The organism is Dictyobacter formicarum (assembly GCF_016587435.1).
Window position 1 is genome coordinate 135,977 of record NZ_BNJJ01000003.1, and the last position, 23,071, is coordinate 159,047.

Sequence of the window (23,071 nt, forward strand, 5' to 3'; positions counted from 1 at the left end):
CATGTTTATCCTCGATGATCTATTGATCGGTCTACCCGTCAAAGGCTTTGTTGGCATCCTTAGGACCATTGCTAATATGGCAGAGGAGGAATTAACAGATGAATCCAAGATAAAAGAAGAGCTCCTTATGCTGCAAACATTATTTGTCACCGATCAAATCACCGAAGAGGAGTACAAGAGAAGGGAAGACCAGCTTGTAGAGAGGCTTAACCTGGCAAGAGAAAGAGAACACAAATCATGAATCCAGAAGAACCACAGGCATGGGGAGAGCCAGAACACAAAGAACGGCCCAAAGATCCTGCGCACAGAAACAGGCAGATCAGGGGGATACGTGCACTCAAAGGTGCCAGTGATCTCAAAGGTGCCCGGGGTTCCAAAGGCGCAAACAACCTTAAGGGTGTTCGGGGTCTCAAAGGCGCAAACGATCTTAAGGGGGTACAGGGTCTTAAAGGTGCAAGCGACCTCAAGGGCGTGCAAGATCTTTTAGGAACCGGTACCCGGCATACGGGTTTACAGGCAGGGCTCAAGGTTCTTCAAGAGGTAGTAAAGGATGAGCTGCAGGAGAACATACGGAAACTCAAGGCTAACCTGAGCAATGCCAGTGAGACGATGAGAGATAATCTGCAAGCTGGAGTACAGTCAGCCCTACAAACGGGGGCCAATGCTATTCAGGAATCTCGCAGCCATGGGTCAAAAGGCGAGCATAACAAAAAAGCAAGAACAGAAACACCATCGCATAGCCAGAAGATAGCACAAAAAACGCCCGACGGCGTTGCACCCACAAAGAGTAAACCACAGGATATATTGATCGATCTGCTATCTGATCAAAAAAATAGAGATGAGCTCATAGATAAGCTGGCACAGAGCATTATCCTGGCTAAAAACACGCTAGATAAAACGGTTGCCGCAATCGACGTTGTGCAGGATGTACTCGAGAAGTCCGCTCCTCTGCTCGGAGAGCAAGAAAGTATAAAAAAGCTACAGGAGATACTAAACAAGGTAGAGCCAGGCGTCAAAACAGCCAGAGATGTCATAGATAAAATTGAGACACTACTTTATCAACGAGGAGATGCCTCAACAATCAGAGAGGTGCTGGAAAAGCTTACGGGGAGCGTGGATAATCTGCAGGGACTTTTGAGTAATGCCAAGGACAGAGTTGATACGCTGCAAGCAATTTTGCACAGGGTCGCGGTTGTCTTTAAAGCCTTAGATAAGGCCGCACCCCTTATCGATAAGAAATCGAAATCAGAAGTCAGTACAGCACGCAACCTGCTGAATAAGGTGACAGTGATCGTTAGAAAGGTCGAAGCTATACTCGATAAAGCCACAACCGGTGTCGATGTAGTGCAATCCGCATTAGAGAAGATCATAGCCCTTCCGGCTCAGTATGTGGAACCAGCACCAGAAGTTGAGGCCGGCAAAGAACCTCAGCAGAAAATAGCTCCTCCTACCTCTGAAGCTAAAACTGAGAAAGAAACTAAAAAAGAGCCTGCTCCTGAAGTTCCAGCCAGCGGCGACAAGGCTGAAGCTCAGAAGGAAACTACCAAATCAGAAGATGACATGCTAGACTCGTTGAAAAAGGCGAACATAATAAATCCAGATGTACACGTTGAGGATCTTCATAAGGAGCTTGAAAATTTGCGCCTGAACATTCCAGAGGAAGCGGGAATCATTGGCTATCCAGGCCATATGCTTTTTGTCTGGAAAGAAGAAAAAGAAGAGGAGTAGACAGGAGAGCTATCCGGCAGAAAAATCATAGCATTGTTGTGGCAACGATTTTTTCGCGTAATTAGCTAACCTTGACAAAGCTACTTCTATCTTCTATTATCAATGTAGATCAAAGCAAGCAGCCAGCTAACACGGTTTAAGGCTGCCTGCGACTCAATGCATCAGTGGATTGGTGTGGCGTACATGCAGTCAGTGAACACCCGGGTATCAGGTAACCTGGGGGGTTCTTCCTCTCCTGTTCCTACCTATTTAGCATCCAGGCCCCTCTCATTGGTATAGAGTAAAAATTGGCGCATCAATCTCAACGCCATGTTTCACAACCGTGAGAGCAGCATTATTGTCTTCATACAGTGTCTATTGCGTGTTGTTGGTGTAGAGAACGTGCTTAAATGTCAGTGCAGAACACAGTTTTCATTCAGGAGGACTTATGGCTGCTCAGGATAGCGATAAAAAAACAGAGAGCTCAAGCGGAAAGTCAGAACAAAGTACGGAATCGAAGACAAGTAGCAAATCCGGTCAGGAATCGAAGCCAGAAGCTCAAGCCGAGGAGCAGGCAAGTGAATCAAAAGAAGCAGAGAACTCACTCCTACAAGTTCTGGATTTTTTAAAGAATTCCAATCTGATAAACCTGGATATGCCTTTGAAATCGCTGTTCGATCAGGTTCAACATATACAGACAGACCCATCATCAGAGTGGGGACTCATTGGAGACACTGGACACTGGGCTCTAGTCTGGCAAAAAAAGCATGACTAAGCGCTTCGTATATAGCAGCTTTGTAGAGCAACAATAGGTCTTGCCAGATAAAAATTGCGCAGGCCTATTGTTGTCGCTTCCAGGGCACCAATATAGGGAGAATAGTCGATTCATGGCTGAAAAATTCGAGCAAATCTATCTTTGCTATGACCATGCATTAGATTGGCTAGATGAACATCGAGAACTGTTTAATCCTCTCACAGATAAGTCTGACAATCCATCAGCGGACATCTATCTGACCAAAGCATTAGGTGAATTGGGGCTCTTATGTATGCTTTACTATCGTAGTAAAGAAGGAGACGTTGAGCCACGCATACAGCATTTCTTGCAACTCATCTTCGGCGTCTGGCAGCAGCCGCAATATCAAGAACGGATCATACGCAGGCCCGAATATTTTCAGATTTATACGATGATATACATCGTCCTGCAACAATGTAATGTCATTACCGAGGACTATAAAGAGCTTATTCAGCTCGTGATTGATCAGAGATACGTTACGGCTACAGAAACAACCCCCATGAGATTATTAGATCGTCGACATATGTTAGATTGTGGTCAGTTCCATCATTCCCTGCCTTCCTACGAGCAACTCTATCACAATACGCTGCTGGCGCAGACCCCTGAGCTGGCATACTTAACAGATACTGATGTGTATGCCGTTACCCACACCCTTTTTTATCTCACGGATTTTGGACGTTCTTCGTCACCCATTCTCCAGGGAGATCACCTGGCAACGATTCAATGGAGTATCGAAACATTGCTGGGATTGTACTTACGTAACAAAAACTGGGATCTGGTTGGAGAGCTATTGCTCGATTGCTATTGCTTGCACTGGTACCCTGGTACCGTTTTTGATCTGGCCTGGGAAACTATAAGAAAGCACCAGTTACCAGATGGCTCGATTCCAGGACCTCGCTACTCACAGGAGCAACGGGATAAGTTGGATAGTACCGCTAGCATACATTACTGCTTTGAGGAAAACTATCATACAACTATTGTGAACGCCATCACGAGTTTTCTGACCTACCAGGATTTGAAAATGTCAGCTAGCGCAAAATAGAAGGGATAAGCGATGGAGTCTTGTTCTCTGATGTCTGAACAGGTAAGATCAGCTGGTGCGCGAGCGCGAGATTGGTTGATAGCAGCGCAAGACCTGATAAAGTCTGCTTCCACTTTAAATCCCAGGTATGCTTTCCAGATACTGGTGGGGCTCTGGATCTGCGAACAAGCCCTGATCGAAGATCAGAGCTATCCGTGCACCAGCTCATATACGCACAAAGTATGCCAGTGCATACCTGAGAACATGGATGAGGCACAGGATTTCCTCTATGCGGATCCCGCGCTGGTATTGTTTTCCCTCGGTATTTTGCGTTTCTTTGATGTGCATAGTGATCAGATTGAGTTGTTTGCGGCTAAAATCAGCGAGTTATTGCAAGGGCATGTGGATCAAAATGAAGAGGAGGCCAGTGAGCTCTTTCTGGTGCGCTTTCTGCTGCGGCGCTTACGTCTATATCCACCATTGCCGGCGTACACGTTACGCGCGCTGACCCCATCCGAGCTCATTCATGCAGACGATGCAACCATTGACATGCTGGTAAAGAACATAGCGGCCGCTACACAATTTGGACAAGTCACACGCGAACTGAAAACAGACTTTATGTGCACGCTGTCCTCGCTCCTCCCGATTATAATGCTCGACTATTTTCGCGACTATAACCTTGAAACAGGCATGCAAGTTCTGCGCTGCATGCGCTACCTTCACCTGTATGAAAATAAGAGCAGAAGATCAGGACTGAACTTTCTGCTCGCTCAGCAGCAAGCAGATGGTCGCTTTGGGTTTTTCGCCTACGAATTGACGCAGCTACAATCAACGGAGCAACAAAGCTCGCCAGACCTTTATATATACCTGCCTCTTACCGTATCTTTCCTCTGGACCATTGCTGAGACCGCTCATCCCCAATTCGTGCTGGCACAAAGTTTTTAAGTCACAGCATATTTGCTGCTCAACTTCACATGAAGTTGTATGGAGGCCAGGGACCAGAGAAATCAAGTTCTAGCTCGATGGGAGCATATTGCTCGGTAATACTTTTTGCCTGCTCATAGAACGTAGAAACCTGTTCTTGTCCAACTAAATAGACAGCGTTGAGGATCATCTCTTTCTTCTTGCCAGTCGCTTTTTGTGGGAGAAGGCTATTCTGTTTCATATCGAAAGCCGTTTGCCCGAATGTATTAAAAATATGCTCGGCAATGCGGAGAAGTTCGTTATTGACGTGCTCCTTAAATTGCTCCTCTTTTTTTCTGGCAAATAGATAGGCGGTCCCTTTCGATCGTGGCTCTGGTTGTTCTTGTGAACCGGCAAGTTCAGGAGCACTCTGCATCATATGCTGCAGCACAACCCGTTTATCAACATAGACCTTGAGTCCACATTCTACCTTCCCCCGGAACTTAGCGAGCAAGCTTTTAAAATGCTCCCCCTGCTCTTCTAGCAATTTTAGCGCGGCCTTTTCATCCTTTAGAATCGTACCGAACTTGAGAGGAACAATCGTGGTGTACTGCATAATAGCATCGATGACATTTTCATGGGCCTGCAATATTGCTCCATCCTGGTTCTGCAGCGTGCCAGAAGTTTGGGTCAGGGCTGTATACAGATCTTTCACCTGATCCTGGAACTGGCTAATATTGATCTCACTTACTATTACAGAGAGACCATTGCCTTTCACAGGATATACTTTATTCTGGCGATCTATGCCGACTATATCAAAATGACGGGGGCTCTTTTTGACGAAGCCATAGGCATATAATCCATAGGTTGGATATACAGAATCTGCAGCAGGCGTCTCTTCCGGGGAAGCTACATGAGAAGCAGTTGTAGAATCAGCTTGAGGAGGTGGGGCGTGTTGTTTTGTTATCTCTACTTGCAGCGCCTGAAAGCGTGATTGAGTAACCTCAAATTGTGCCTGTACCTCAGCAAATCGCTGCTCAACTTTTTGCATCTCCATTCTGCATTGCTCGAGCAGAGCTAGCATGCTTGTTCCTGGTTCTGGCTGCTCTTCGTGATTGTTTTCTAGCTGGTTGGAAGTGGAAAGTGCATTGATTTTTGGCTCTCTACGATCCATATGATTCCCTCATATTGGTGAGCTATCCCTACTCCGATTCCTCCATCTCCTCTGGTCGACTGCGATTCGCCTGCCTGAAAGAATAGGCTTCAAGATCCTTATTTAACTTAACAATGTAGTGCTCAGTTTTAAATACGCGGTGTCCTGGTAGGGTACGTTCTCTTTCGACCACTTCCGCCTCGGCAACCCACCCATTGCCAATCTTTGTAATGCCGACAATTTTCACACCCTCACCTAGTTCTTTAATCTCAAGCGTATCTTGCAAAAATTGTAGGACTTTCTCTTTGACAGCGTTGATCATAATTCCGTATCCTATTCTGCTAGTGGAACACCTTTTTTCAGTGTATCATCTGTACTTTAGTGGGTCAAAGTCAGGTATTTATGTGGCATTCTTTCACTATTTATCAAAAATTTCACAGTTTCAGCGCTGATTCCCCGAATAACTATAGGCGAGAATGCCACCATGTATCTGCCGTTGAACCACTTCTGGCTGCGATAAAATGTTTCTCTTCGATCAGTAATTTATCCAGGTCTTCTTCTTTGCTCTCTAAGAATTCTTGAATTGCGAGCAAGCTTGCTCTCTGGCAAATCGAGGCAATATCTGCTCCAACCAACCCTTCTGCCTCCTGAGCCATGTGGTGTATATCAATCGACTTTGCGATAGGCTTTCCTCTGGTATGGACCTTAAATATTGCTTCACGTGCCTGTACATCAGGTTTTGGCAGTTCAATCTTCAGATCAAAACGTCCCGGCCGCAGCATGGCTGCATCTATTAAATCTGGTCTATTAGTGCTGGCCAGCACCAATACTCCCCGCAATTCCTCAATGCCATCCATTTCGGTTAAAAACTGGGTTGTCACACGTTCCGTGACCTGGTCGCCTGCACTTAATCCGCGCCTGGGAATCAGGGTCTCGATCTCATCAAAAAACAAAATGCATGGGGCGGCCAACCTGGCCTTTTTGAATACTTCACGAATACCGCGTTCGCTTTCCCCTACATATCTGGACATCAGTTCTGGGCCCGAAATCGCAATAAAGTTCACCTCTGATTCTCTAGCAATCGCTTTGGCGATCAACGTCTTGCCCGTGCCGGGCTCACCGGACAACAGAATTCCCTTGGCAGGCTTTGTATTTGCTCTGGCATAAACCTCGGGATGATATAGGGGGTCCTTAACCGTTTCAGTCAAAATCCGTTTGACATCGTCCAGGCCACCAATGTCAGAAAAACCTATTTCTGGGATTTCCGTAAAAACCTCCCGAATAGCCGATGGTTCAATCTCACGTAAGGCCTGCAAAAAATCGTCCATCGTTACTTCAAGGGCGAGCATGTCATGTTCGGGAAGAATGCCGTGCTCAAAATCAATCTTTGGCAGGAAGCGGCGGATCGCGTACATAGCGGCTTCACGAGCCAGGGCGGTCAGGTCTGCTCCCACAAAACCATGGGTGAGAAATGCTAATCGGTCGAGGTCTACATCGTCTGCCAGGGGCACCCCTCTGGTATGAATTGTGATAATTTCCTTACGCCCATTTTTATCAGGAATCGGAATCACGATTTCACGGTCAAACCGACCAGGGCGGCGCAAAGCTGGATCAAGGATGTCGGGAAGGTTTGTGGCGCCAATAATAATCACCTGGCCACGCTCCTCCAAACCATCCATCAAGGCCAGAAGCTGAGATACAACGCGCAGTTCAACCTGTTTTTCCCCACCTAGCTCTTCCCTTTTAGGGCCAATTGCATCCAACTCGTCAAAAAAGAGAACGGTGGGAGCATTATGTTTGGCCTTCTCAAAGATGTTGCGTAGATGAGCTTCGGACTCGCCATAGAACTTATGCATAATCTCAGGGCCTGAGAGATGTAAGAAGGTGGCATCGGTTTCATTGGCGATTACTCTGGCAATCAATGTCTTACCACAGCCAGGTGGTCCATGTAAAAGTACCCCTTTAGGGGGTGTGACCCCTAAACGAGCAAAGATGCGAGGAAAACGTAAAGGCAGCTCGATCATTTCCCGAATGCGTTTTACCTGATTTCCCAATCCCCCAATGTCTTCATATGTCATGCGCACATCAGTGGCTTTGCCTTCGCCAGTGATGGAGATGGTCGTCTGTGGTGTAATCAGTACCGCACCAGCGGGTTGTGTATCTACCACATTGAAATCTTGCTTTCTGGTACCGAGAAAGGTGATCTGAACTCTATCGCCCCTGGTAACAGGCATTGTCGCCAGTTGCTTGGAAAAATAGGCTCGATCAATAGTCATTTTATCTAGTGAAGATAATTGAGACAACGTTATTTTTCGCGCTTGCGCGACCTGAACTCGGACCAGCCTGACCTGTTCGTCCAGGCCGATTTGTGCATTTTCTCTGATGATACCGTCGATCTGGACAATGCCACGTCCCCGCATATCTGGAAACGTTGGCATGATTTTGACTACTGTCTCTCGCTTTCCTTTAAGACTAGTAACCTCTCCAGTGTCGTCGATACCCAGTTTAGCCATCACATCTGGGTCAACACGGGCAATACCACGGCCAACATCGCGCGCATTTGCTTCAGCTACTTTGAGTTGAACCATCGTATCAGCCATGTTGCATCTTACTCATTCTTATTTCTAAGATACCATTGGTATATTTCTTTGTTATAGTGCTGGCATCCGTATTCTCTGGCAAAACAATCTCTTTGGTATATGTACGATTGCTGTTAGTGATTGAAAGTATAAAAATGTCACCATTAACTTCGGCATGTATGTCTGCCTCGCCTACCCCTGGAAGTTCAACAACAATTAGCACATGGTCTTGTTCATTGAAGAAATCAACGAATGGCTCTATCTCCGCCTCAGCCATAGGCCGTTGAGTAACGACCCTTGCAGGTTCGGATGGCTGCCTGGGGATGGTATCTAGCAGGTTGGTTTTAATGGAAAGACTAAAGCCTGTTTTTAAACGACCTGCGAGGGCGTTCGATTCGCCCTCATATTTCTGTTCTTGTTCCCCTTCTTCTACGGTAATAATCGTGTTAAGCAACGATTCAAGGCCTCGAAAAAACTCGGTAAAAGAGCCACGTTTAGTACCGGAATTATCTTCACTTTCTTTCTGCTGTAGTTTCTTTTGATCGTCATCTTTTGTTGCCATACAACTCCCTCCCCTGCTGTTTGTTTCACCATTATTTTTAGCGCGTCGGCTTGATTATTTACACCGTTCAACCTGCCTCTTTTCTCCAGGAAGTTTTTCGTGGTGAAAAACCGCATCCATATCTTGGCAGCATAAATAATCAGGCCAGGCGCAGTAGCATAGCTTAGACAGATGACACTACGACTTTCGTTACAGCATCTTTCCCTCTTCTAATTCAGAGAAACTTAATGCTCTTTAGCTCGCCTCTGCTGCGCTTGCTTCTGATGCTGAGGCGACTAAACCGATGGCTTCAGCATATTTGATATATGTTTCGACAGATGCAACGACGACCCTGGCTTCGATGGTCAGAATTTCAATACCGATTAACGAGATTCTGACCCAGGCATCGATGACGATCCCTTTATCAAGAATGCGATCAATTACGTCTGCCAGACTGGATGTCATTCCAACTTTTTCTACCGGCATCTTTTCCTCCTCATGCTGTTTAAGCGTATGACTTTTTAGGTGTCTATAGTTCTTTTTACCTACACTAGACCTGATGCGTTGTTCAAACTAGAGGTTGAGATTCTATTTGTGAAACCTCAAAAATTCTTAAAAACTTTTTATGCATGCAACTGCTACTTATTCCTCGACAATAAGTGAGTTACATCGGGTTGAACATATAGAAAATGGTTCCGATAGGCATTGGAATATTTCTATTTTCGCTGCCTATTATATCTATACACGATGATAAAACATCATAAGTTTCCGACCCTCTGCCAGGATTAAATAAGCTACATCAAGGCCAGGCCAATCTTTCTCGCGTCTTTTCCCGAAGTTCCTCGCTCGCAAATGGATTATCAATAGGCTAGACCGGGTGTAAATATGTTATTCTTAAATGGAAAACAACTACAATAGTTAACTTTTTAGATTGACTATATATTGATGTAATTTACAATTACATCAACGCCCCGGCAACTCAGTTTTCTTAATGTGGGTATCTGGCGTGAATAAATCGTATAGATGTTCAAGCAGCAAAAACAGAACGGCTTTTGGGAAGAGGCCGATAAACTTGAGCAACTTCGAAGGTTTGTTGTTTACAGCTTTTACTACGTACGTGCCATTTAAATTAGTAGAAAAGTTTGTAAACAAGAGTTGGTGCACTGCAATCTGTACCAATACATAAAGGGGATACACATGACCAATAAAGGTGTTAAAGAGAATGCTGAAAACGCCTCTACCCACGAGGCCACACAGACAAATACTGAGCAGGCTGAACAGTCTACCGAGAAAGAGCAGGATACTTCTAAACAACCAGCACAACCTGCTGAAGAGCAGGGCACGCCCGAACAGCCTGAAAAGGGCACGCCCGAACAACCAGAAGAAGGTGAGGGTCCCTCGCAAGACCTGTTAAGTAGAGTAGCTGAAAATGTCAACAAAGCCCAAGAAATTTTGACGAAAATAACACTCAGTGTCTCGATAGCTAGAGAGATACTAGATAAACTCGAGCCGCTTCTAGAGAATAAAGAAGCCCTTAAGCCACTGCGAGATATACTGGATACAGTAGATAGGCGTGCGCATACAGGACAGATGCTTTTAAGTAAAGTTGAACCGCTTGTCAATAAACAAGGAGGGGTTGGCACAGCGCTGGAGCTATTGAACAGGGTCACAGATAAAGTTGATGAGCTACAAGAGACGCTGACAAAGGCGACAAAGGGCGTCAGTGTCATTCATAAGCTCGCGCCACTGGTCGGTAAAAAAGAGGAAGTAGGTTTGGTCCATGATATTCTCCAAAAGTTAACCAGCGCAGTTGAAGTAGTCCAGGAACTGCTGCGTAAAGCGATAGCGTTTTTAAGCCAGCCCAAACAGCTATCAAAGAATATCACTCAGGCAACTAAAGAAGCGGTCGACACGGTAAAAGAGAAAGGTGGAGCTCCAGCCAAAAAGCTAGAGGCATTGAAGGAGGCAGACATAATTAAGGGTGGAATCGCCTCAAAGCTAAAGGGCAAGAAACGCGAAAAGGTGCCATCCAAAGCAGAAGGTTGGGGAATGATAGGAAATGCAGATCATTTTATCCTCATCTGGAGTGGCAGATAGCCTCAAGAAGACTATACTGCATTCAAGATCCTTCTACTTGTCCACTGGTGATGCCTGAACCGCTTCATCAGTGGACAAGGCTGTCAGGGCGTCAGCAAAGCGCGCCCGAATCTCCTCGCCACGTCGCTCATAAGTCAACCTGGAGTGGTATCTCTGCGGGAAAAAATCCAGACCGGTTATCTGGTATTGATTGGCAGTGAAATGGAGAAGGTTGAACCCTCACCTGGCTGGCTCTCAACCCATAGCTCGCCGTGGTGCCGTGCGATGATTTCTCTCGCAACGTATAAGCCAATGCCCAGGCCTGAACTGCTCTCAGTGTCCATATCAGGAACGCGATAGAAGCGGTCAAATATCTTCTGTTGATAAGGCAAGGGTATACCTTTCCCATAATCACGCACGTGTATCAGTACACAACCATTTTCAGAAGCTACCTCTATGTCGATGTACTGAGCGTCGGGCGAATATTTGATGGCATTCATGATAAGGTTAATCATTACTTGCGCCAGGCGATCCTTATCGGCGCAGAGCGTGGCATAGGATTGTCCTGTAATCCTGAGTGTGTGCCGTGGGCTGATGTGCTGGAGCAGAGTCACTATATTGTGTATGAAAGCATCAACCTCAAACAGGGTATCCTTATAGTCCATCATGCTGGCACTGATCTTCGTTACATCGAGCAGATCGTTTATGAGCCTGGTCAGACGATCAATTTGTTTATCCATAATAGAGAGGTACTCGATAGGCTCCTCCATAGCATCATGATCTTCAAGCATCATTTTGAGGACCTGTGTATGACCTTTTAAATTAGTTATAGGTATGCGCAGTTCATGGCTGGCGACGCGTATAAACTCTTCCTTCCGTTTCTCTAACTCCATTCGTTCGGTGATGTCTCGGTAAGTTGTAACGATACCTTGAACCAGGGGATGGTGCAGCAGATTACGGCCAATCGCCTCGATATAACAAGAGGAACCGTCTTTACGCTGAAGACGAAAAGTGCTGGTCACTATTTTGTTGGGATTATTGATGGCATCGATCAGAAAGGCCTGCTGCGCCTGTACGTCGTCAGGATGGGTAATGGGATTTGTAAATATATTCTGACCGACGCGTTCCTCAACCGCCCAGCCCAGGATGCGTGTAATAGATGCGCTCTGATAGAAAATGGTGCCATCAGCTTTAAAAACCGTGATAATATCGGCGATATTTTCAATCCATAAATGAAATTGCTCATCCTTATTCAGGAGAGCTTGTACTTCACCTGGTTTATATTGCGGCCAGAAGCTATCAGGCTGTGTTGATTTGTTTGGAAGCATGGTATCATCCTTAAAAACATCGGGCATGGCCAATAATAACAGGCAATATCAGTTTAGGAGAGAGAGCCACAATGACATTACGGCCCGATGAAAAAGAAAGATACAACGATGCAGCCGAGGGCAAGAAGAAAGAAAGAAAGAAAGGGAAACTGCCTGGAGAAATGAGATAACAAGATGATCCTTATTATCCGTTAGAGACGCTAGTACGTCTCGGTGCTTAATTAACGACTCATTGGTAACCAGATATAAAAGCATGATCCCTTCATCAGTTCACTATCAACGGTGATATCACCACCATGGGCCCTGGCAATAAGACGGGAAACGAAGAGACCCAGGCCGGCTCCATGCTTACTACGGGAGTTTGACTGCGCCGCACGATAATAGTGTTCAAAGATATTCGGCATGTCTTCGGGCGCGATACCCGGACCCGTATCGCGGATGTGAATCGTTGCCCATGTGGCGTGCTGATTATATTGCGCGCTGTTTACACTACCAGGAAAATCATGCTGCGTAGTCAATTCTACTGATACGCGCCCTCCATCCAATGTATAATGCAGCGCATTATCTAAGATATTCAGAATCATGTGTTTGAGCAGTTCTCTATCACCCTTCACGCTTGTCTGCTCTAATTGCCCCATTTCCAGCACAACCGTCTGCTTATCTCCCTGAAGTTGTCGTAAGATCTCTATGAGGAGCGTGTCTATCTCTACAGCCTGTACATGCTTCTCACTCAACTCTGGTACGATGCCCACTTCTGCCCGGGCTATCAGCAGAAGATTCGTCAGCAGCCATGAAACTCGTTTGAGCTCTATATTGATTGCCCGTACATCTCGATACACATCAGCTTTGAGATCCCGGTCCATTAAAAGAATGTCTATTTGTCCGCGAATATTCGTGAGGGGGGTACGCAGCTCGTGTGAGATATCGGCAACAAATTGGCGTTGCAGCTGAAGGCTGCTTTCCAGCCTCTCCGTCATTTGATTGAATGCGTCGGTTAATTGTTGTATTTCAGTGGCCGATGAGGTAGGTGCAAGGCGTACACCAGGGCCATCCGCGCTTAAATCGAGCAGTGTGGTGCTTAAATTACTCAATGGGCGTAGTTCTCGATTGGCGACAACAGAGCTGATGACATAAGCCAGCAAGGCTGCAGCAAGCATTCCTCCACCCAGGAACAAGAGAAGGATGTGTTGCATTTCATTGATTGACGCGAGAGATCCACCAACCTGAGCGATTGCAATGATGGCATGGGCATGATTCCATATTGGAAAGGTCAGGGTGCGGACCTGTTGACTCTCATCTTGCTGGTACGTACGAAACACATTCTGCCCCTGCTGGATCATTTTCGCATCTGCTTGATCGAGAGTAAAACTTTCACTTTTCAGATTGTATGAATGGTAGAGTGTCTTCCCTGTTCGGATATCGATGAACTTGATATATGACGGATTGTCCGCCGTGAATTCGTTCCCAGGCTCTCCCTGTAGCAGCTGGCTGAAAAATTGAGCGTCGAGCTGGTGGCCCGACGAGAACCAGATGGTTGTCGCCATTTGCATCTTTTCGCTCTGCAGCGACAAACGCTTATCCAGACTGGTCTCCAGATACGAAGTGACAAGAACAAAAACGAGGCAGCCCAAAATAAGGAAGGAAAGCAGAAAAATCAAGACATTCCAGAGGGCCAGGCGCTTACGCAATGGCCACATTTTTTTGAAGCCAGAGAAAGAACGACATATGCTCTCAGCTTGAGTCGTAGTATCACTCATAAACAGTCTCTTTTCTGAAAAAGAGAACACTCACGCTCTCAAAACGTATCCAATGCCACGCACAGCATGAATGAGATCTGGTTTTCCACCGGCATTTAGCTTCGAACGCAAATAGTTAATATATACCTTAATAACTTCCAGTTCAGCCTCGTTGTCATAACCCCAGACGCGCTCAAAAATACGTTCCTTCGACAATACATGTCCTGGATTCTGGGCGAGAAATTCGAGCAGATCATACTCACGCCTCGTCAGTTCAATGAGCTGTCCTGCACGCCAGGCCTGGTGGGCGCTGGTATCAATTACAAGATCACCTGTTTCTATTCGCTGATTGGCCTGATGCAAACTCTCGACGCGACGAAGGGCCGCGCGAATACGGGCGATCAATTCTTCAAAGTCAAAAGGCTTGGTGATATAGTCATCAGCACCACAATCCAGGCCAGCTATTTTATCAGTGAGATCATCCCTGGCGGTGAGCATCAGGATAGGCAACGTTTCGCTGCCTGTAGAACGGAGATAGCGGCAAATCTCAAAACCATCGAAATCGGACAGCATAATATCGAGAATAACGAGATCCGGCGCAGCATCGTGTGCTTGTCTGATGGCGTCATTGCCATTTGCAGCGCCAATCACCTCAAACCCTTTGTACATCAACCCCCGGCGCAAAAAACTCATGATCTGCTTTTCGTCTTCAACAACAAGTATTTTTGTCATCTTTACTACCCTGCCTATGCCGGTATACTGAGACAAGCCATCCTCTTGACTTTCACTCTACTACCTTTTTGTTAGAACGTGGTAAGAATTTTTATCCCCTAGCCGTCAGGCAGGCACTCCCTGTTTTTGCGGAAGGAACCAATAGCAGCGACCCATACTACAATTATTTCTACGCAAGGGAAGCATCAGAAAGCGGTATGATCATACGGCCAGAAAATACTTCCACTATAGGCCAGCTGGAAGCATAGGCTGCCGAGCTTGCGTATAGCTCGGTTAAACCAACTTCCACACGGCGGCGTCTCGGATATTGGATGAAGCTCTTCTTCATGATACGCTGTGCGTAGTTTGTTCAAGCGTTCTATCTCTAATTCGGTGAAGCCAGCTTTGCGCAACATTGCGCAACCTTCTCGATACTCCATATGCTGCATAGCATCCTCCTTTGTTTTATTTTAGGATCTGGATTGATAGAATTCACTAGAATCTTCATTATGCTGAGCAGCCTTCAGCGGTACCTTCTTTTTCGTGAACCTGATCCATTCCTTACCGGGTGTACTATTGTCGTTCCAGTAGAGCCTGGGATAGGCCGCAAGGATTTGAAGACCGCTGCGGATCAGCAAGCCGATAAAGAGCAAGTTAATATAGTGCGTAATCCGTAGCCAGAGAGGAAATCCTAGCACGGCAATCACCAGATGGGTGCTCATCGTAATTCTATCCACTTTCCAGGGAGCCCATCAAGACACATCAATGGCTCCTCTTTTCAATTTTTATATCGTAATACGATAGTAATATCAAGATCGATACGAAAATTGAGTGCTTCTGGTTTCATCGATTTCTCCCCAGAAAGGCCGCGCCAGCAAGGCTCATAAGAGCGGTCGTGGCAAGAACAAGCAGGCCACGATGGGTGTTAGCCATCACCAGGATAACCATAAATCAGAAGGGGGAGCCACCTTCCAGCATCAGGACTTTCATCTCAAGCTCGCCTCACCTCTCTCGCTTGAGCCTGATGGACAAGGAGGAGTGAAAGGCTACGTTTACGCTTCACAGTGGCAAAACCCTGCATTTTCTGCTGGAGAGCAGCCAGGATAACAAACACGCGCCGCAGCCGCTCTCAGAGCATACCTATCAGACCGCCTTTCATGAAACCTCGCACTACTGGCAAAACTGGCTTTCGCAGTGCGGGTATCAGGGGCGCTGGCGCGAGATGGTGCAGCGTTCAGCCCTCGTCTTGAAATTGCTCACCTATGCACCAAGCGGATCGATTGTGGCGGCAGCCACGACGAGCTTACCCGAGTCGCGCGGGGGAAAACGCAACTGGGATTACCGCTACACCTGAATACGAGACGCATCTTTCTCGCTCTATAGCTTACTCACGCTCGGCCTGGCTCAAGAAGCCGAAGCGTTTATGGGCTGGCTGGACGTTCGCTGCCATCAATTGAAGAACGGCGGCATGCTGCAGCCAATGTATGGCATCGATGGGGAGCAAGAGTTGACAGAGATTACACTCGATCACCCAGAAGATACAATAAACCTACCTATCTCAGGCAAGCTGAGCAGGCTCCGCTTCTTGTGGCCAGAGAAGCACTACGCCAGGAGACACACATCGCTGTCGAGACCCCTCACTGGTTCAGGACTCAAAACTGCTTCGTCCTCTGGAGAGCTGTTTTTGCAGGTAGGTCAGTTTCTCAGGGTTCAGCAGAGCATAGATCTCCTGAATGCCCACGGCGCTCAGGGTCAGGCTGATGACTACGGCCAGGCTGCCCTCTTCCCAGCACAGAATAGCCGGGCTGCCATTGATCTCGGCCAGCGTAAAGGTCAGAGGCCGCTGATTTTTGCGCGCCAGACTCAGCCAGAAGCACCAGAAACGCGCCACGGATTGCTGGCCATGGATAGGCTTGAGGTTCGACTGCACTTTGCCGCCACCATCCGACCAGGAGACGGCATCCTGAGCCAGAAGGCTGGTCAGAGCCGTGATATCCCCGGCCTGGCTGGCGGAAAGAAAACTGAACAGGAGCTGGCGCTGGCGCTGCGGCTCCGGCTCAAAACGCGCACGTTTGTCCTGCAAAGCCTGCCTGGCTCGATGAAAGATCTGGCGGCAATTGGCCGGGCTTTTCTCCAGCATGCTGCCGATTTCGCTAAAAGGGTAATCAAAAACTTCATGCAAGAGAAAAACGGCGCGCTCTGGAGGGCTGAGTGCCTCTAGCAGGCGTAAAAAGGCCAGCGAAAGCGCTTCTTGTTGCTCAAGGTCTGCTAGAGGGAACCCATCGTCCTCCGATGTGAGGATAGGTTCGGGCAACCAGACTCCAATATACTGTTCGCGGGCAACACGAGCCGATTTCAGATAATCCAGCGCCAGACGGGTAATAATTGTGCTGAGATACGCCTTCAAGGAAACTATCTCCTGGCTGGCACTCGCCTGATAGCGCAGATAAGCCTCCTGCACAAGATCCTCCGCTTCACTCGCGCTCCCAGTCATCCGATAGGCAATGGAAAAGAGCAGCACGCGATAGTGCTCGAACTCTTCTCCCTGGTTCCCCTTTCGCATGGCTTCATCCATTGCTTACATTTCTCCTTTTGTCTTATTATAGGCCCATATCAGGACAGATAACAAACAGAGTGGTGTGTCACATCTGCCCGCGCTCCCTCGTCTCCTATCTGTACGAGCCACTGAGAAGCATTCAAAGCACAGAGAGATAAGAGAGGAAATACTATGCAACATATTCTGGTCACAGGCGGCACCGGTACGCTCGGTCACCATGTCGTTCCCCGACTATTGAACGCTGGCTGCAAGGTACGGGTACTCAGCAGGAACAGCCGCGAGGCCCGGGAGGGAATCGAGTTCGTGAACGGTGACCTGGCCACGGGCGAGGGGATCGAAACTGCAGTGAAGGGGGCCGAGATCATCGTGCACTGCGCGGGCAGCAGCAAGGGCGACGAGGATAAGGCCTTGAACTTGGTCCGGGCGGCGTCGCGGGCCGGAACGCGACACCTGGTGTACATCTCGGTCGTCGGCGCCGACCGGATCCCAGTTGTCAGCGGCGTCGACCGTGCCATGTTCAGCTACTTCGCGTCCAAGCTGGCCGCCGAGCGCGTGGTGGCCGATTCCGGCCTGCCGTGGACAACGCTGCGCGCCACCCAGTTCCACGACCTGCTCCTGCTAGTGGCGCAGCAGATGGTCAGGCTGCCGGTGATACCGCTCCCGGCCGGTTTCCAGGTCCAGCCGGTCGACGCCGGAGAGGTGGCGGCCCGGCTCGCCGAGTTGGCACTCGGCGAGCCAGCCGGGCTGGTGCCTGACATGGCCGGGCCGAAGGTGTACAGCGCGGCTGAGTTGCTCCGCGGATACCTGCGGGCCAGTCGCCGGCACCGACCGATCATTCCGGTCTGGCTGCCAGGCAAGGCCGCACGCGCGTTCGGGTCCGGCGCCAACCTGGCTCCCGGGCGAGCGGTGGGCCAGCGGACCTGGGAGGAGTTCCTGGCCGACCGGGTGAGTTAGTCACGCGACAGCAGGTCTAGCCCGCCTTAGCGGCCGACAAAGAGGTGCGATCGACGCCACGATGCGTGCCGCCTGTTGCGCGTGAGCCAGGAACTACCGATTTTGTGTTCTAAAAGCCGGCTAAAAATCAATCAAAGGTGAGCGTTTCGCCGTCCTGAGGAATCAAAAGGTGTGTATCATGAATACCGTGCTTACTAGCGAATGTGCGCAGGTCGGTACGCGAAATAGTTGCGTGATCGACGGAATCCATGTGCGTTGCGACTACTACACTTTCGGGCGCGACCTGGCAGACAGCAACGGTCTGTTCCGCGTCCATCACAATGTAGCCTTTTTGCTTCCAGGTAGCGCCGCAGGAATGCGTGACAATAACATCCGGGCGCACCTGCTCAATGGTTTCTTTGACTCCTTCATACCAGATTGTATCCCCGGCCCAATACAAAGTAGGTTCCTTTTCATGCTGGAATATGAAGCCAGATACGTGGCCCATGTCCGCAAGGACCTCACCCTTGCCATGCTGAGCCGGCGTTCGCGTGATGATGATACCGTTCCATACTACTGATTGCTCAATTGGCATTACATGCTGGAAACCATGATTGGCAATCAACGCCTGATCTCCAGGCTGGCAAAAGATAGGCAGATCCCTGGCAAGTACTGCTCGGGCCGCCTGATCGAAATGATCTGAATGGAGATGCGAGATGACAACCATCTCTATATTTGTAAGCACTTCTTGCGGGGCACAGGGAAGATCCACCAGAGGATTAAGAGACTTTCCAGCGTAAGATGGTAGAGAATGCTTTGCGGCCAGGTAAGGATCAATAAGAAAAAGGTGCCCGGCATAAGTGATGCGTAGCGTTGCACTACGGATAAGTTGTATTTGCATATTTTCTCCTGATTTCTTCACCTTTCGCTCTCAAGCAGCCTAGAGGAAGAGAGTTTATTACCCTCTCCGTTCGGCTAGCAGGGCTATTGAAGAGGTATCTCCTCAATGGTATCACAAAGAACATATTGCACTTTCAATATACCCCCATCGGCATATAACATCGTCCACCTTGTCATGCACAAGGTGAGCTTTCCTTAATTAGCTTTCTCTCCTTCCAGGTAGAGCATGGGCACCGTCATACGAAGCTCACCACGTGCCTCCGCGATCTGGTTGAGCTTGTGTTCAAGCAGCGCAAAGATCTGCTCTTCGTCCTCGGGATTAACCACACGTCTCCAGCCACCTAAAAAACCGAATTTTGTTAACGAATGATTGAACAGGGCATGACCGTTGAGATAGCGGAGCTGAAATTGATCTTCTTTGGCATTAACTATACGAAATCCGCTCCTTTGCAATAACTTGATTAGAGCTTCTTTTGATCCTCTGTGGGACTCATTCTTCTCTAAGCGTTCTAAATAGATGTTTTTTTGTTGTTCTTTCAACGTGGCCCGAAATATTTCATAAAATTCATGCATATGCCCGACAGGATTTGTCGTCAGAACAAGACGAGCGTTCGGTTTGGCAACACGGAAGCATTCCGCTACAACGGCCTCCGGATCAGAAAAATTGTTGATGCCAAGGTTAGAAACAATCAAGTCAAAGGTCTCATCCTGCAATGGAAGGTGTCTGGCATCTGCCTCAATAAGCTGTACATTGGGCACCTGGTAAACGTTTAATTTTGTTCGAGCTCGCTCGATCGCTTCCTTCCAGCTATCGACTCCGGTTATCTGACAAGAGGTGCCATACATATGAGCCAGTTCAAACAGCGGAAAGCCTGTCCCACATGCCAGGTCTAATATGTTCAAGTTGGGATGTAATTCCAGATTGTTCAGGAGCAAAGAACCGAATCTGGCAGCCCAAAGTGAGCATTCATCAAATACCGAGACGGTATCTGGCTGGCCAGGGTCATAAGTAAAACGCAGATAATCCAATGTATATAATCCTTTCTCGTTTTATCCTTTTTCTCTATCACACGCAGCTTCACATCCATTTCCCTGAGACATCTGTTCTGTGTCACCTCGCTGCCCTTGCGACTCAAAAACTTTTCTCTGACTGACCCGCTTCCAGTATAAATGGTCAGGCGACGAGCATACAAGTGCAATGTCCGGTCACACCGGACGCAAAAAAGCATCGGAAATGGATCTCTTAAACACCGTGAGCAGCGTGCTTTCTCGAGACTAGTACGCCTTGGCAGCAAGATAAGTTCATTCTGTAGTTGCGTAGCTACGCAGCATTGCCAACTCTTTGACCAGTAGTCATGGTATTAGATGACCTGCACCAACACAACAGTCTATGGTGACAAAGACCACATTGGGCAAATCCTCACGAATCTGCTCACCAATGCGATTAAGTATTCGCCCAACGCAACAACGGTTATAGTGACCTCTTCAAAGTAACCAGGCCCCCATACACACGATGCTCACAGTATTGAACGGAAAGTAATCCATGAATAACAGAAAAGACGTGCGCATTATGGATGACAATTCCGACATTGTCGAAGCGTGCTCATGAATGCTCGAAGATACAGACTATACTAAAAATCAGGACTCCATCGTTTATACCGCAGAAGAGTATCGAAGCATGAAAAATAATTACCCATAATGTATGCAAGAGCTCTGGCGTATACAAAATCAGAGCCATTGCGCGATCCAGCTATGCATCAGCAAACGTAGAGGAGGCCCACATGCTCACAGGGCAAATATTCCTGCAGCTAGTCATCATCTTGCTAGTAGTACAAGCCTTTGGTTATCTTTGCCAGCGCCTTGGCCAACAATGGGTTGTGGGAGAGATACTTGCTGGACTCGCGCTAGGACCGTCCTTGCTGGGTCTTCTTTTTCCTGCCCTACAGGCACAACTATTTGCAGCCAATACACTCCCCACCTTGCAAACACTGGGAGATATCGGGCTTGTGCTCTATATGTTCTCATTAGGGGCCCAACTGGATATATCATTACTGGTCCATCAGAGCCGCAAAGCGCTTTTCGTCTCCGGCGCAGGAATGCTTTTTCCACTGCTCTTAGGAGCTGGCCTGGCCCCATTTCTCTATACAAGTCTGGCCGGTGCCAATGCTACGCCAATTGCATTCATTCTACTCATGGGCATAGTGATGTCAATCACCGCCTTCCCTGTTCTCGCCAGACTTTTAGTGGATAAAGGCATGCTCGATACGAAAATTGGCAGTATCGCAATAGCCAGCGCTTCCATCGGCGATGTTGTCGCCTGGTGTCTCCTGGCCATTGTTGCCTCCATCATTACCTCCAAAGGAATATTCGCCAGCCTGCTCACCGTCGTAGAAACCATCGCATTCACCCTGACAATGGGGCTTGCAGTCCGGCCGCTGCTAAAATATGTTGCCCGGAAAATACAGTCGCAACAAACATTTATCGCTTTCAGCATTTTGCTACTTTTAGTATCTGCATATATATCGAACGTGATTGGAATACATCCTGTCTTTGGAGCCTTTATCGCAGGGATTATATTGCCTCGCAACGTGTTCTTCACCAACCATGTACGGCATATCGACCAGCTCAACTCATTCCTCTTCCTCCCCCTTTTCTTCGTCTTCAGCGGACTGAGAACGCAAGTAGCGCAGATCCAGGGCCTGGACCTCTGGTTGGTATGCCTCTTGATTATCGTCATTGCTTGCGTGGGAAAGATTTGTGGTGGAACGCTGGCCGTTCGGCTCAGCGGCGACACATGGCGAGAAGCACTCGCTGTAGGAGTATTAATGAATACCCGAGGCCTGGTTGAACTGATCGTACTCAACCTCGGCCTGGAACTCAAAGTGCTCTCACCGGCATTATTCTCAATGCTTGTGCTCATGGCCATCACAACAACGATGCTATCTTCACCACTGCTGACCATGCTCGGCTATAAAAATAAAACGCAACGGCAATCCCTAAAAACAGCCGAAGATCCTGCTTCAGTCGTGGAAACTCCATTAACAGGAAAGGAGCAACTCTCATAAGCCAGGAAGACAAGGAAAATGCGATCATTTACACTGTTTCCACTTTCATGACACAAATAAACCGCATTTCATTTCTCCATGAAAGTGAGCCAAGCACAAATAGAGTTTATATCTGCTCCTTAGACTCGCCGGACTTGCCCATTTAATATCTCAGGTGTGGGCTGATATATACGCACATAATCAACATCCATATACTGTGGTAGGACAGTGGATTTATCGGGATTACCGGCCCAACTCCCTCCCAAAGTCGAGTTAATGATAAGGTACATGCTTTGATCTGATATGCCTTGCGTTGACTTAAAGCGTGGCATCCCATCAATATACCAGCTAATTGATGTGTGTGTCCAGACAACGCTAAACTCATGATAATTCTGTGAAAAATCCGGGCCAATAAAACCTTCTGTATTTTTGCTGGTACCCCAATAGTTTGTCATATGCACAGTTCTTGGATCTTTTCCTAATAACTCCATAATATCTATTTCAAAAGGTTCAATACCTACCACGCGCTTGGGAAGCAACCAGAGAGCAGGCCAGTATCCCTGTGTTTTAGGTAACCTTGCTCGAATATCTACCCGTCCATACTTAAAGCTGAATTTGTTCTCGGTGGTAATAGCACCAGACGTGTAAAGATAACCATCCATATTGTGTATCTGTCTCGTTGTTATCCGCAGCGATCCCCGCGAAAGGGAGAGAGCCTGGGGAGTAAAACGCTGCACCCCGTAATCGAGGCAGCAGCTTTGATATCCACCTGCAGCTGAATCTTCGATATTCCACTTCTGCATATCAAGACTTGTTCCATCAAACTCATCATCAAATACTAATGTCCAGCCAGGAAGCTGCGGTGGAGTGTACCCCCACTGAAAATATCCCCCAATAACAAATAGAAGAAGGCAGAAACAAATCAGACCGATGAAAACGAATTTCCTGGACCTGGTTTTGCGCATATGCTTCACTGGCATTGATGGGGATTCTAAGTCTTGCGCTGGTTGCTTTATCTTATCCATTACTAGAGACCTTCGATCTCACATCGATCAAGTCTTTCATCCATTGCTATCTACGCTCATCATG

At 47.8% G+C, this 23,071-nt stretch carries 25 protein-coding genes; 10 read left to right on the forward strand and 15 right to left on the reverse strand.

The features are described from left to right. The first annotated feature begins 1 nt into the window (after position 1). The 5 genes from JMI88_RS05700 (at position 2) to JMI88_RS05720 (ending at position 4,466) form a co-directional block, all read left to right on the forward strand. Positions 2–241 carry a gas vesicle protein GvpG gene (locus JMI88_RS05700; RefSeq protein WP_201360804.1) on the forward strand — a complete coding sequence of 80 codons (240 nt, stop codon included), beginning with the start codon at positions 2–4 and terminating at the stop codon, positions 239–241. Between the two features lie 563 nt (positions 242–804). After that, positions 805–1,728, forward strand: a complete 924-nt coding sequence (locus JMI88_RS05705; RefSeq protein ID WP_201360806.1) for a hypothetical protein — start codon at positions 805–807, stop codon at positions 1,726–1,728. Between the two features lie 427 nt (positions 1,729–2,155). Beyond that, positions 2,156–2,482 carry a hypothetical protein gene (locus JMI88_RS05710; protein ID WP_201360808.1) on the forward strand — a complete coding sequence of 109 codons (327 nt, stop codon included), beginning with the start codon at positions 2,156–2,158 and terminating at the stop codon, positions 2,480–2,482. Positions 2,483–2,594: 112 nt separating this feature from the next. Further along, a complete protein-coding gene (locus JMI88_RS05715; protein ID WP_201360810.1) occupies positions 2,595–3,542 on the forward strand; it encodes a DUF6895 family protein in 948 nt (315 codons plus the stop codon). A 30-nt stretch (positions 3,543–3,572) separates the two neighbouring features. Next, complete coding sequence (locus tag JMI88_RS05720; RefSeq protein WP_201360811.1) at positions 3,573–4,466, forward strand: hypothetical protein; 894 nt, start codon at positions 3,573–3,575, stop codon at positions 4,464–4,466. A 25-nt stretch (positions 4,467–4,491) separates the two neighbouring features. Here the strand turns inward: JMI88_RS05720 and JMI88_RS05725 are convergent, their stop codons facing one another. The 5 genes from JMI88_RS05725 to gvpJ all read right to left on the reverse strand — a co-directional run bounded on the left by JMI88_RS05725 (position 4,492) and on the right by gvpJ (position 9,183). After that, positions 4,492–5,598, reverse strand: a complete 1,107-nt coding sequence (locus tag JMI88_RS05725; RefSeq protein WP_201360813.1) for a GvpL/GvpF family gas vesicle protein — start codon at positions 5,596–5,598, stop codon at positions 4,492–4,494. A gap of 28 nt (positions 5,599–5,626) precedes the next feature. After that, entirely contained in the window at positions 5,627–5,899 is a 273-nt protein-coding gene (locus JMI88_RS05730; protein ID WP_201360815.1) for a gas vesicle protein GvpO, read from the reverse strand. A gap of 142 nt (positions 5,900–6,041) precedes the next feature. Beyond that, on the reverse strand, positions 6,042–8,177 hold the full coding sequence (locus JMI88_RS05735) for a CDC48 family AAA ATPase (RefSeq protein WP_201360817.1): 2,136 nt from the start codon (positions 8,175–8,177) through the stop codon (positions 6,042–6,044). Further along, positions 8,170–8,718, reverse strand: a complete 549-nt coding sequence (locus JMI88_RS05740; RefSeq protein WP_201360819.1) for an Hsp20/alpha crystallin family protein — start codon at positions 8,716–8,718, stop codon at positions 8,170–8,172. Before JMI88_RS05740 ends, JMI88_RS05735 begins: the two co-directional genes overlap by 8 nt. Before the next feature lie 234 nt (positions 8,719–8,952). Continuing rightward, positions 8,953–9,183 carry a gas vesicle protein GvpJ gene (gene gvpJ / locus JMI88_RS05745; RefSeq protein WP_201360821.1) on the reverse strand — a complete coding sequence of 77 codons (231 nt, stop codon included), beginning with the start codon at positions 9,181–9,183 and terminating at the stop codon, positions 8,953–8,955. Positions 9,184–9,894: 711 nt separating this feature from the next. Between gvpJ and JMI88_RS05750 the strand changes: the two genes are divergently transcribed. After that, positions 9,895–10,794, forward strand: a complete 900-nt coding sequence (locus JMI88_RS05750) for a hypothetical protein (protein ID WP_201360823.1) — start codon at positions 9,895–9,897, stop codon at positions 10,792–10,794. A gap of 176 nt (positions 10,795–10,970) precedes the next feature. Here the strand turns inward: JMI88_RS05750 and JMI88_RS05755 are convergent, their stop codons facing one another. The 5 genes from JMI88_RS05755 to JMI88_RS05775 form a co-directional block, all read right to left on the reverse strand. Then, complete coding sequence (locus tag JMI88_RS05755) at positions 10,971–12,101, reverse strand: PAS domain-containing sensor histidine kinase (protein ID WP_201360824.1); 1,131 nt, start codon at positions 12,099–12,101, stop codon at positions 10,971–10,973. A gap of 221 nt (positions 12,102–12,322) precedes the next feature. Beyond that, positions 12,323–13,858: a sensor histidine kinase gene (locus JMI88_RS05760; protein ID WP_201360825.1), complete on the reverse strand. Its 1,536-nt coding sequence runs from the start codon at positions 13,856–13,858 to the stop codon at positions 12,323–12,325. A 30-nt stretch (positions 13,859–13,888) separates the two neighbouring features. Next, entirely contained in the window at positions 13,889–14,569 is a 681-nt protein-coding gene (locus JMI88_RS05765; RefSeq protein ID WP_201360826.1) for a response regulator transcription factor, read from the reverse strand. Positions 14,570–14,754: 185 nt separating this feature from the next. After that, positions 14,755–14,997, reverse strand: a complete 243-nt coding sequence (locus tag JMI88_RS05770; RefSeq protein ID WP_201360827.1) for a thioredoxin domain-containing protein — start codon at positions 14,995–14,997, stop codon at positions 14,755–14,757. A 21-nt stretch (positions 14,998–15,018) separates the two neighbouring features. Further along, the gene (locus JMI88_RS05775) at positions 15,019–15,270 is read right to left on the reverse strand and encodes a hypothetical protein (protein WP_201360828.1); all 252 of its coding nucleotides are present in this window, start codon (positions 15,268–15,270) and stop codon (positions 15,019–15,021) included. A 109-nt stretch (positions 15,271–15,379) separates the two neighbouring features. Here JMI88_RS05775 and JMI88_RS05780 point away from each other — a divergent pair, with 109 nt between their 5' ends. Together JMI88_RS05780 and JMI88_RS40030 are read left to right on the forward strand one after the other, a co-directional pair. Beyond that, positions 15,380–15,655 carry a hypothetical protein gene (locus JMI88_RS05780; RefSeq protein ID WP_201360830.1) on the forward strand — a complete coding sequence of 92 codons (276 nt, stop codon included), beginning with the start codon at positions 15,380–15,382 and terminating at the stop codon, positions 15,653–15,655. Positions 15,656–15,770: 115 nt separating this feature from the next. Further along, positions 15,771–15,902, forward strand: coding sequence for a glycoside hydrolase family 15 protein (locus JMI88_RS40030; protein WP_268905967.1), 132 nt, complete (start codon positions 15,771–15,773; stop codon positions 15,900–15,902). A gap of 30 nt (positions 15,903–15,932) precedes the next feature. On the opposite strand, the gene JMI88_RS05785 is transcribed toward JMI88_RS40030, so the two are convergent. Together JMI88_RS05785 and JMI88_RS05790 are read right to left on the reverse strand one after the other, a co-directional pair. After that, on the reverse strand, positions 15,933–16,079 hold the full coding sequence (locus JMI88_RS05785; RefSeq protein ID WP_201360832.1) for a hypothetical protein: 147 nt from the start codon (positions 16,077–16,079) through the stop codon (positions 15,933–15,935). A 114-nt stretch (positions 16,080–16,193) separates the two neighbouring features. After that, positions 16,194–17,123 (reverse strand): RNA polymerase sigma-70 factor, encoded by a 930-nt coding sequence (locus JMI88_RS05790; protein WP_201360834.1) that lies wholly within the window; start codon positions 17,121–17,123, stop codon positions 16,194–16,196. 153 nt (positions 17,124–17,276) lie between these two features. Here JMI88_RS05790 and JMI88_RS05795 point away from each other — a divergent pair, with 153 nt between their 5' ends. After that, entirely contained in the window at positions 17,277–18,059 is a 783-nt protein-coding gene (locus JMI88_RS05795) for an SDR family oxidoreductase (RefSeq protein WP_201360836.1), read from the forward strand. Between the two features lie 127 nt (positions 18,060–18,186). On the opposite strand, the gene JMI88_RS05800 is transcribed toward JMI88_RS05795, so the two are convergent. Further along, positions 18,187–18,939 (reverse strand): MBL fold metallo-hydrolase, encoded by a 753-nt coding sequence (locus tag JMI88_RS05800; protein ID WP_201360838.1) that lies wholly within the window; start codon positions 18,937–18,939, stop codon positions 18,187–18,189. A 194-nt stretch (positions 18,940–19,133) separates the two neighbouring features. After that, positions 19,134–19,967 carry a class I SAM-dependent methyltransferase gene (locus JMI88_RS05805; RefSeq protein WP_201360840.1) on the reverse strand — a complete coding sequence of 278 codons (834 nt, stop codon included), beginning with the start codon at positions 19,965–19,967 and terminating at the stop codon, positions 19,134–19,136. Positions 19,968–20,719: 752 nt separating this feature from the next. Between JMI88_RS05805 and JMI88_RS05810 the strand changes: the two genes are divergently transcribed. Beyond that, positions 20,720–22,003, forward strand: a complete 1,284-nt coding sequence (locus JMI88_RS05810) for a cation:proton antiporter domain-containing protein (RefSeq protein WP_201360841.1) — start codon at positions 20,720–20,722, stop codon at positions 22,001–22,003. A gap of 119 nt (positions 22,004–22,122) precedes the next feature. Here JMI88_RS05810 and JMI88_RS05815 read toward each other — a convergent pair whose 3' ends face one another. Then, positions 22,123–23,007 (reverse strand): glycoside hydrolase family 16 protein, encoded by an 885-nt coding sequence (locus JMI88_RS05815; protein WP_201360842.1) that lies wholly within the window; start codon positions 23,005–23,007, stop codon positions 22,123–22,125. Positions 23,008–23,071 lie beyond the last annotated feature (64 nt).

Bases quoted from the DNA above. Each gene is read 5' to 3' on its own strand.
- JMI88_RS05740 (WP_201360819.1), bottom strand. From the start codon at position 8,718: ATGGCAACAAAAGATGACGATCAAAAGAAACTACAGCAGAAAGAAAGT.
- JMI88_RS05715 (WP_201360810.1), top strand. From the start codon at position 2,595: ATGGCTGAAAAATTCGAGCAAATCTATCTTTGCTATGACCATGCATTA.
- JMI88_RS05720 (WP_201360811.1), top strand. From the start codon at position 3,573: ATGTCTGAACAGGTAAGATCAGCTGGTGCGCGAGCGCGAGATTGGTTG.
- JMI88_RS05800 (WP_201360838.1), bottom strand. From the start codon at position 18,939: ATGCAAATACAACTTATCCGTAGTGCAACGCTACGCATCACTTATGCC.
- JMI88_RS05725 (WP_201360813.1), bottom strand. From the start codon at position 5,598: ATGGATCGTAGAGAGCCAAAAATCAATGCACTTTCCACTTCCAACCAG.
- JMI88_RS05790 (WP_201360834.1), bottom strand. From the start codon at position 17,123: ATGGATGAAGCCATGCGAAAGGGGAACCAGGGAGAAGAGTTCGAGCAC.
- JMI88_RS05760 (WP_201360825.1), bottom strand. From the start codon at position 13,858: ATGAGTGATACTACGACTCAAGCTGAGAGCATATGTCGTTCTTTCTCT.
- JMI88_RS05770 (WP_201360827.1), bottom strand. From the start codon at position 14,997: ATGCAGCATATGGAGTATCGAGAAGGTTGCGCAATGTTGCGCAAAGCT.
- JMI88_RS05765 (WP_201360826.1), bottom strand. From the start codon at position 14,569: ATGACAAAAATACTTGTTGTTGAAGACGAAAAGCAGATCATGAGTTTT.
- JMI88_RS05755 (WP_201360824.1), bottom strand. From the start codon at position 12,101: ATGCTTCCAAACAAATCAACACAGCCTGATAGCTTCTGGCCGCAATAT.
- JMI88_RS05795 (WP_201360836.1), top strand. From the start codon at position 17,277: ATGCAACATATTCTGGTCACAGGCGGCACCGGTACGCTCGGTCACCAT.
- gvpJ (WP_201360821.1), bottom strand. From the start codon at position 9,183: ATGCCGGTAGAAAAAGTTGGAATGACATCCAGTCTGGCAGACGTAATT.
- JMI88_RS05735 (WP_201360817.1), bottom strand. From the start codon at position 8,177: ATGGCTGATACGATGGTTCAACTCAAAGTAGCTGAAGCAAATGCGCGC.
- JMI88_RS05730 (WP_201360815.1), bottom strand. From the start codon at position 5,899: ATGATCAACGCTGTCAAAGAGAAAGTCCTACAATTTTTGCAAGATACG.
- JMI88_RS40030 (WP_268905967.1), top strand. From the start codon at position 15,771: ATGGTGCAGCGTTCAGCCCTCGTCTTGAAATTGCTCACCTATGCACCA.
- JMI88_RS05810 (WP_201360841.1), top strand. From the start codon at position 20,720: ATGCTCACAGGGCAAATATTCCTGCAGCTAGTCATCATCTTGCTAGTA.
- JMI88_RS05710 (WP_201360808.1), top strand. From the start codon at position 2,156: ATGGCTGCTCAGGATAGCGATAAAAAAACAGAGAGCTCAAGCGGAAAG.
- JMI88_RS05775 (WP_201360828.1), bottom strand. From the start codon at position 15,270: ATGAGCACCCATCTGGTGATTGCCGTGCTAGGATTTCCTCTCTGGCTA.
- JMI88_RS05700 (WP_201360804.1), top strand. From the start codon at position 2: ATGTTTATCCTCGATGATCTATTGATCGGTCTACCCGTCAAAGGCTTT.
- JMI88_RS05750 (WP_201360823.1), top strand. From the start codon at position 9,895: ATGACCAATAAAGGTGTTAAAGAGAATGCTGAAAACGCCTCTACCCAC.
- JMI88_RS05815 (WP_201360842.1), bottom strand. From the start codon at position 23,007: ATGGATAAGATAAAGCAACCAGCGCAAGACTTAGAATCCCCATCAATG.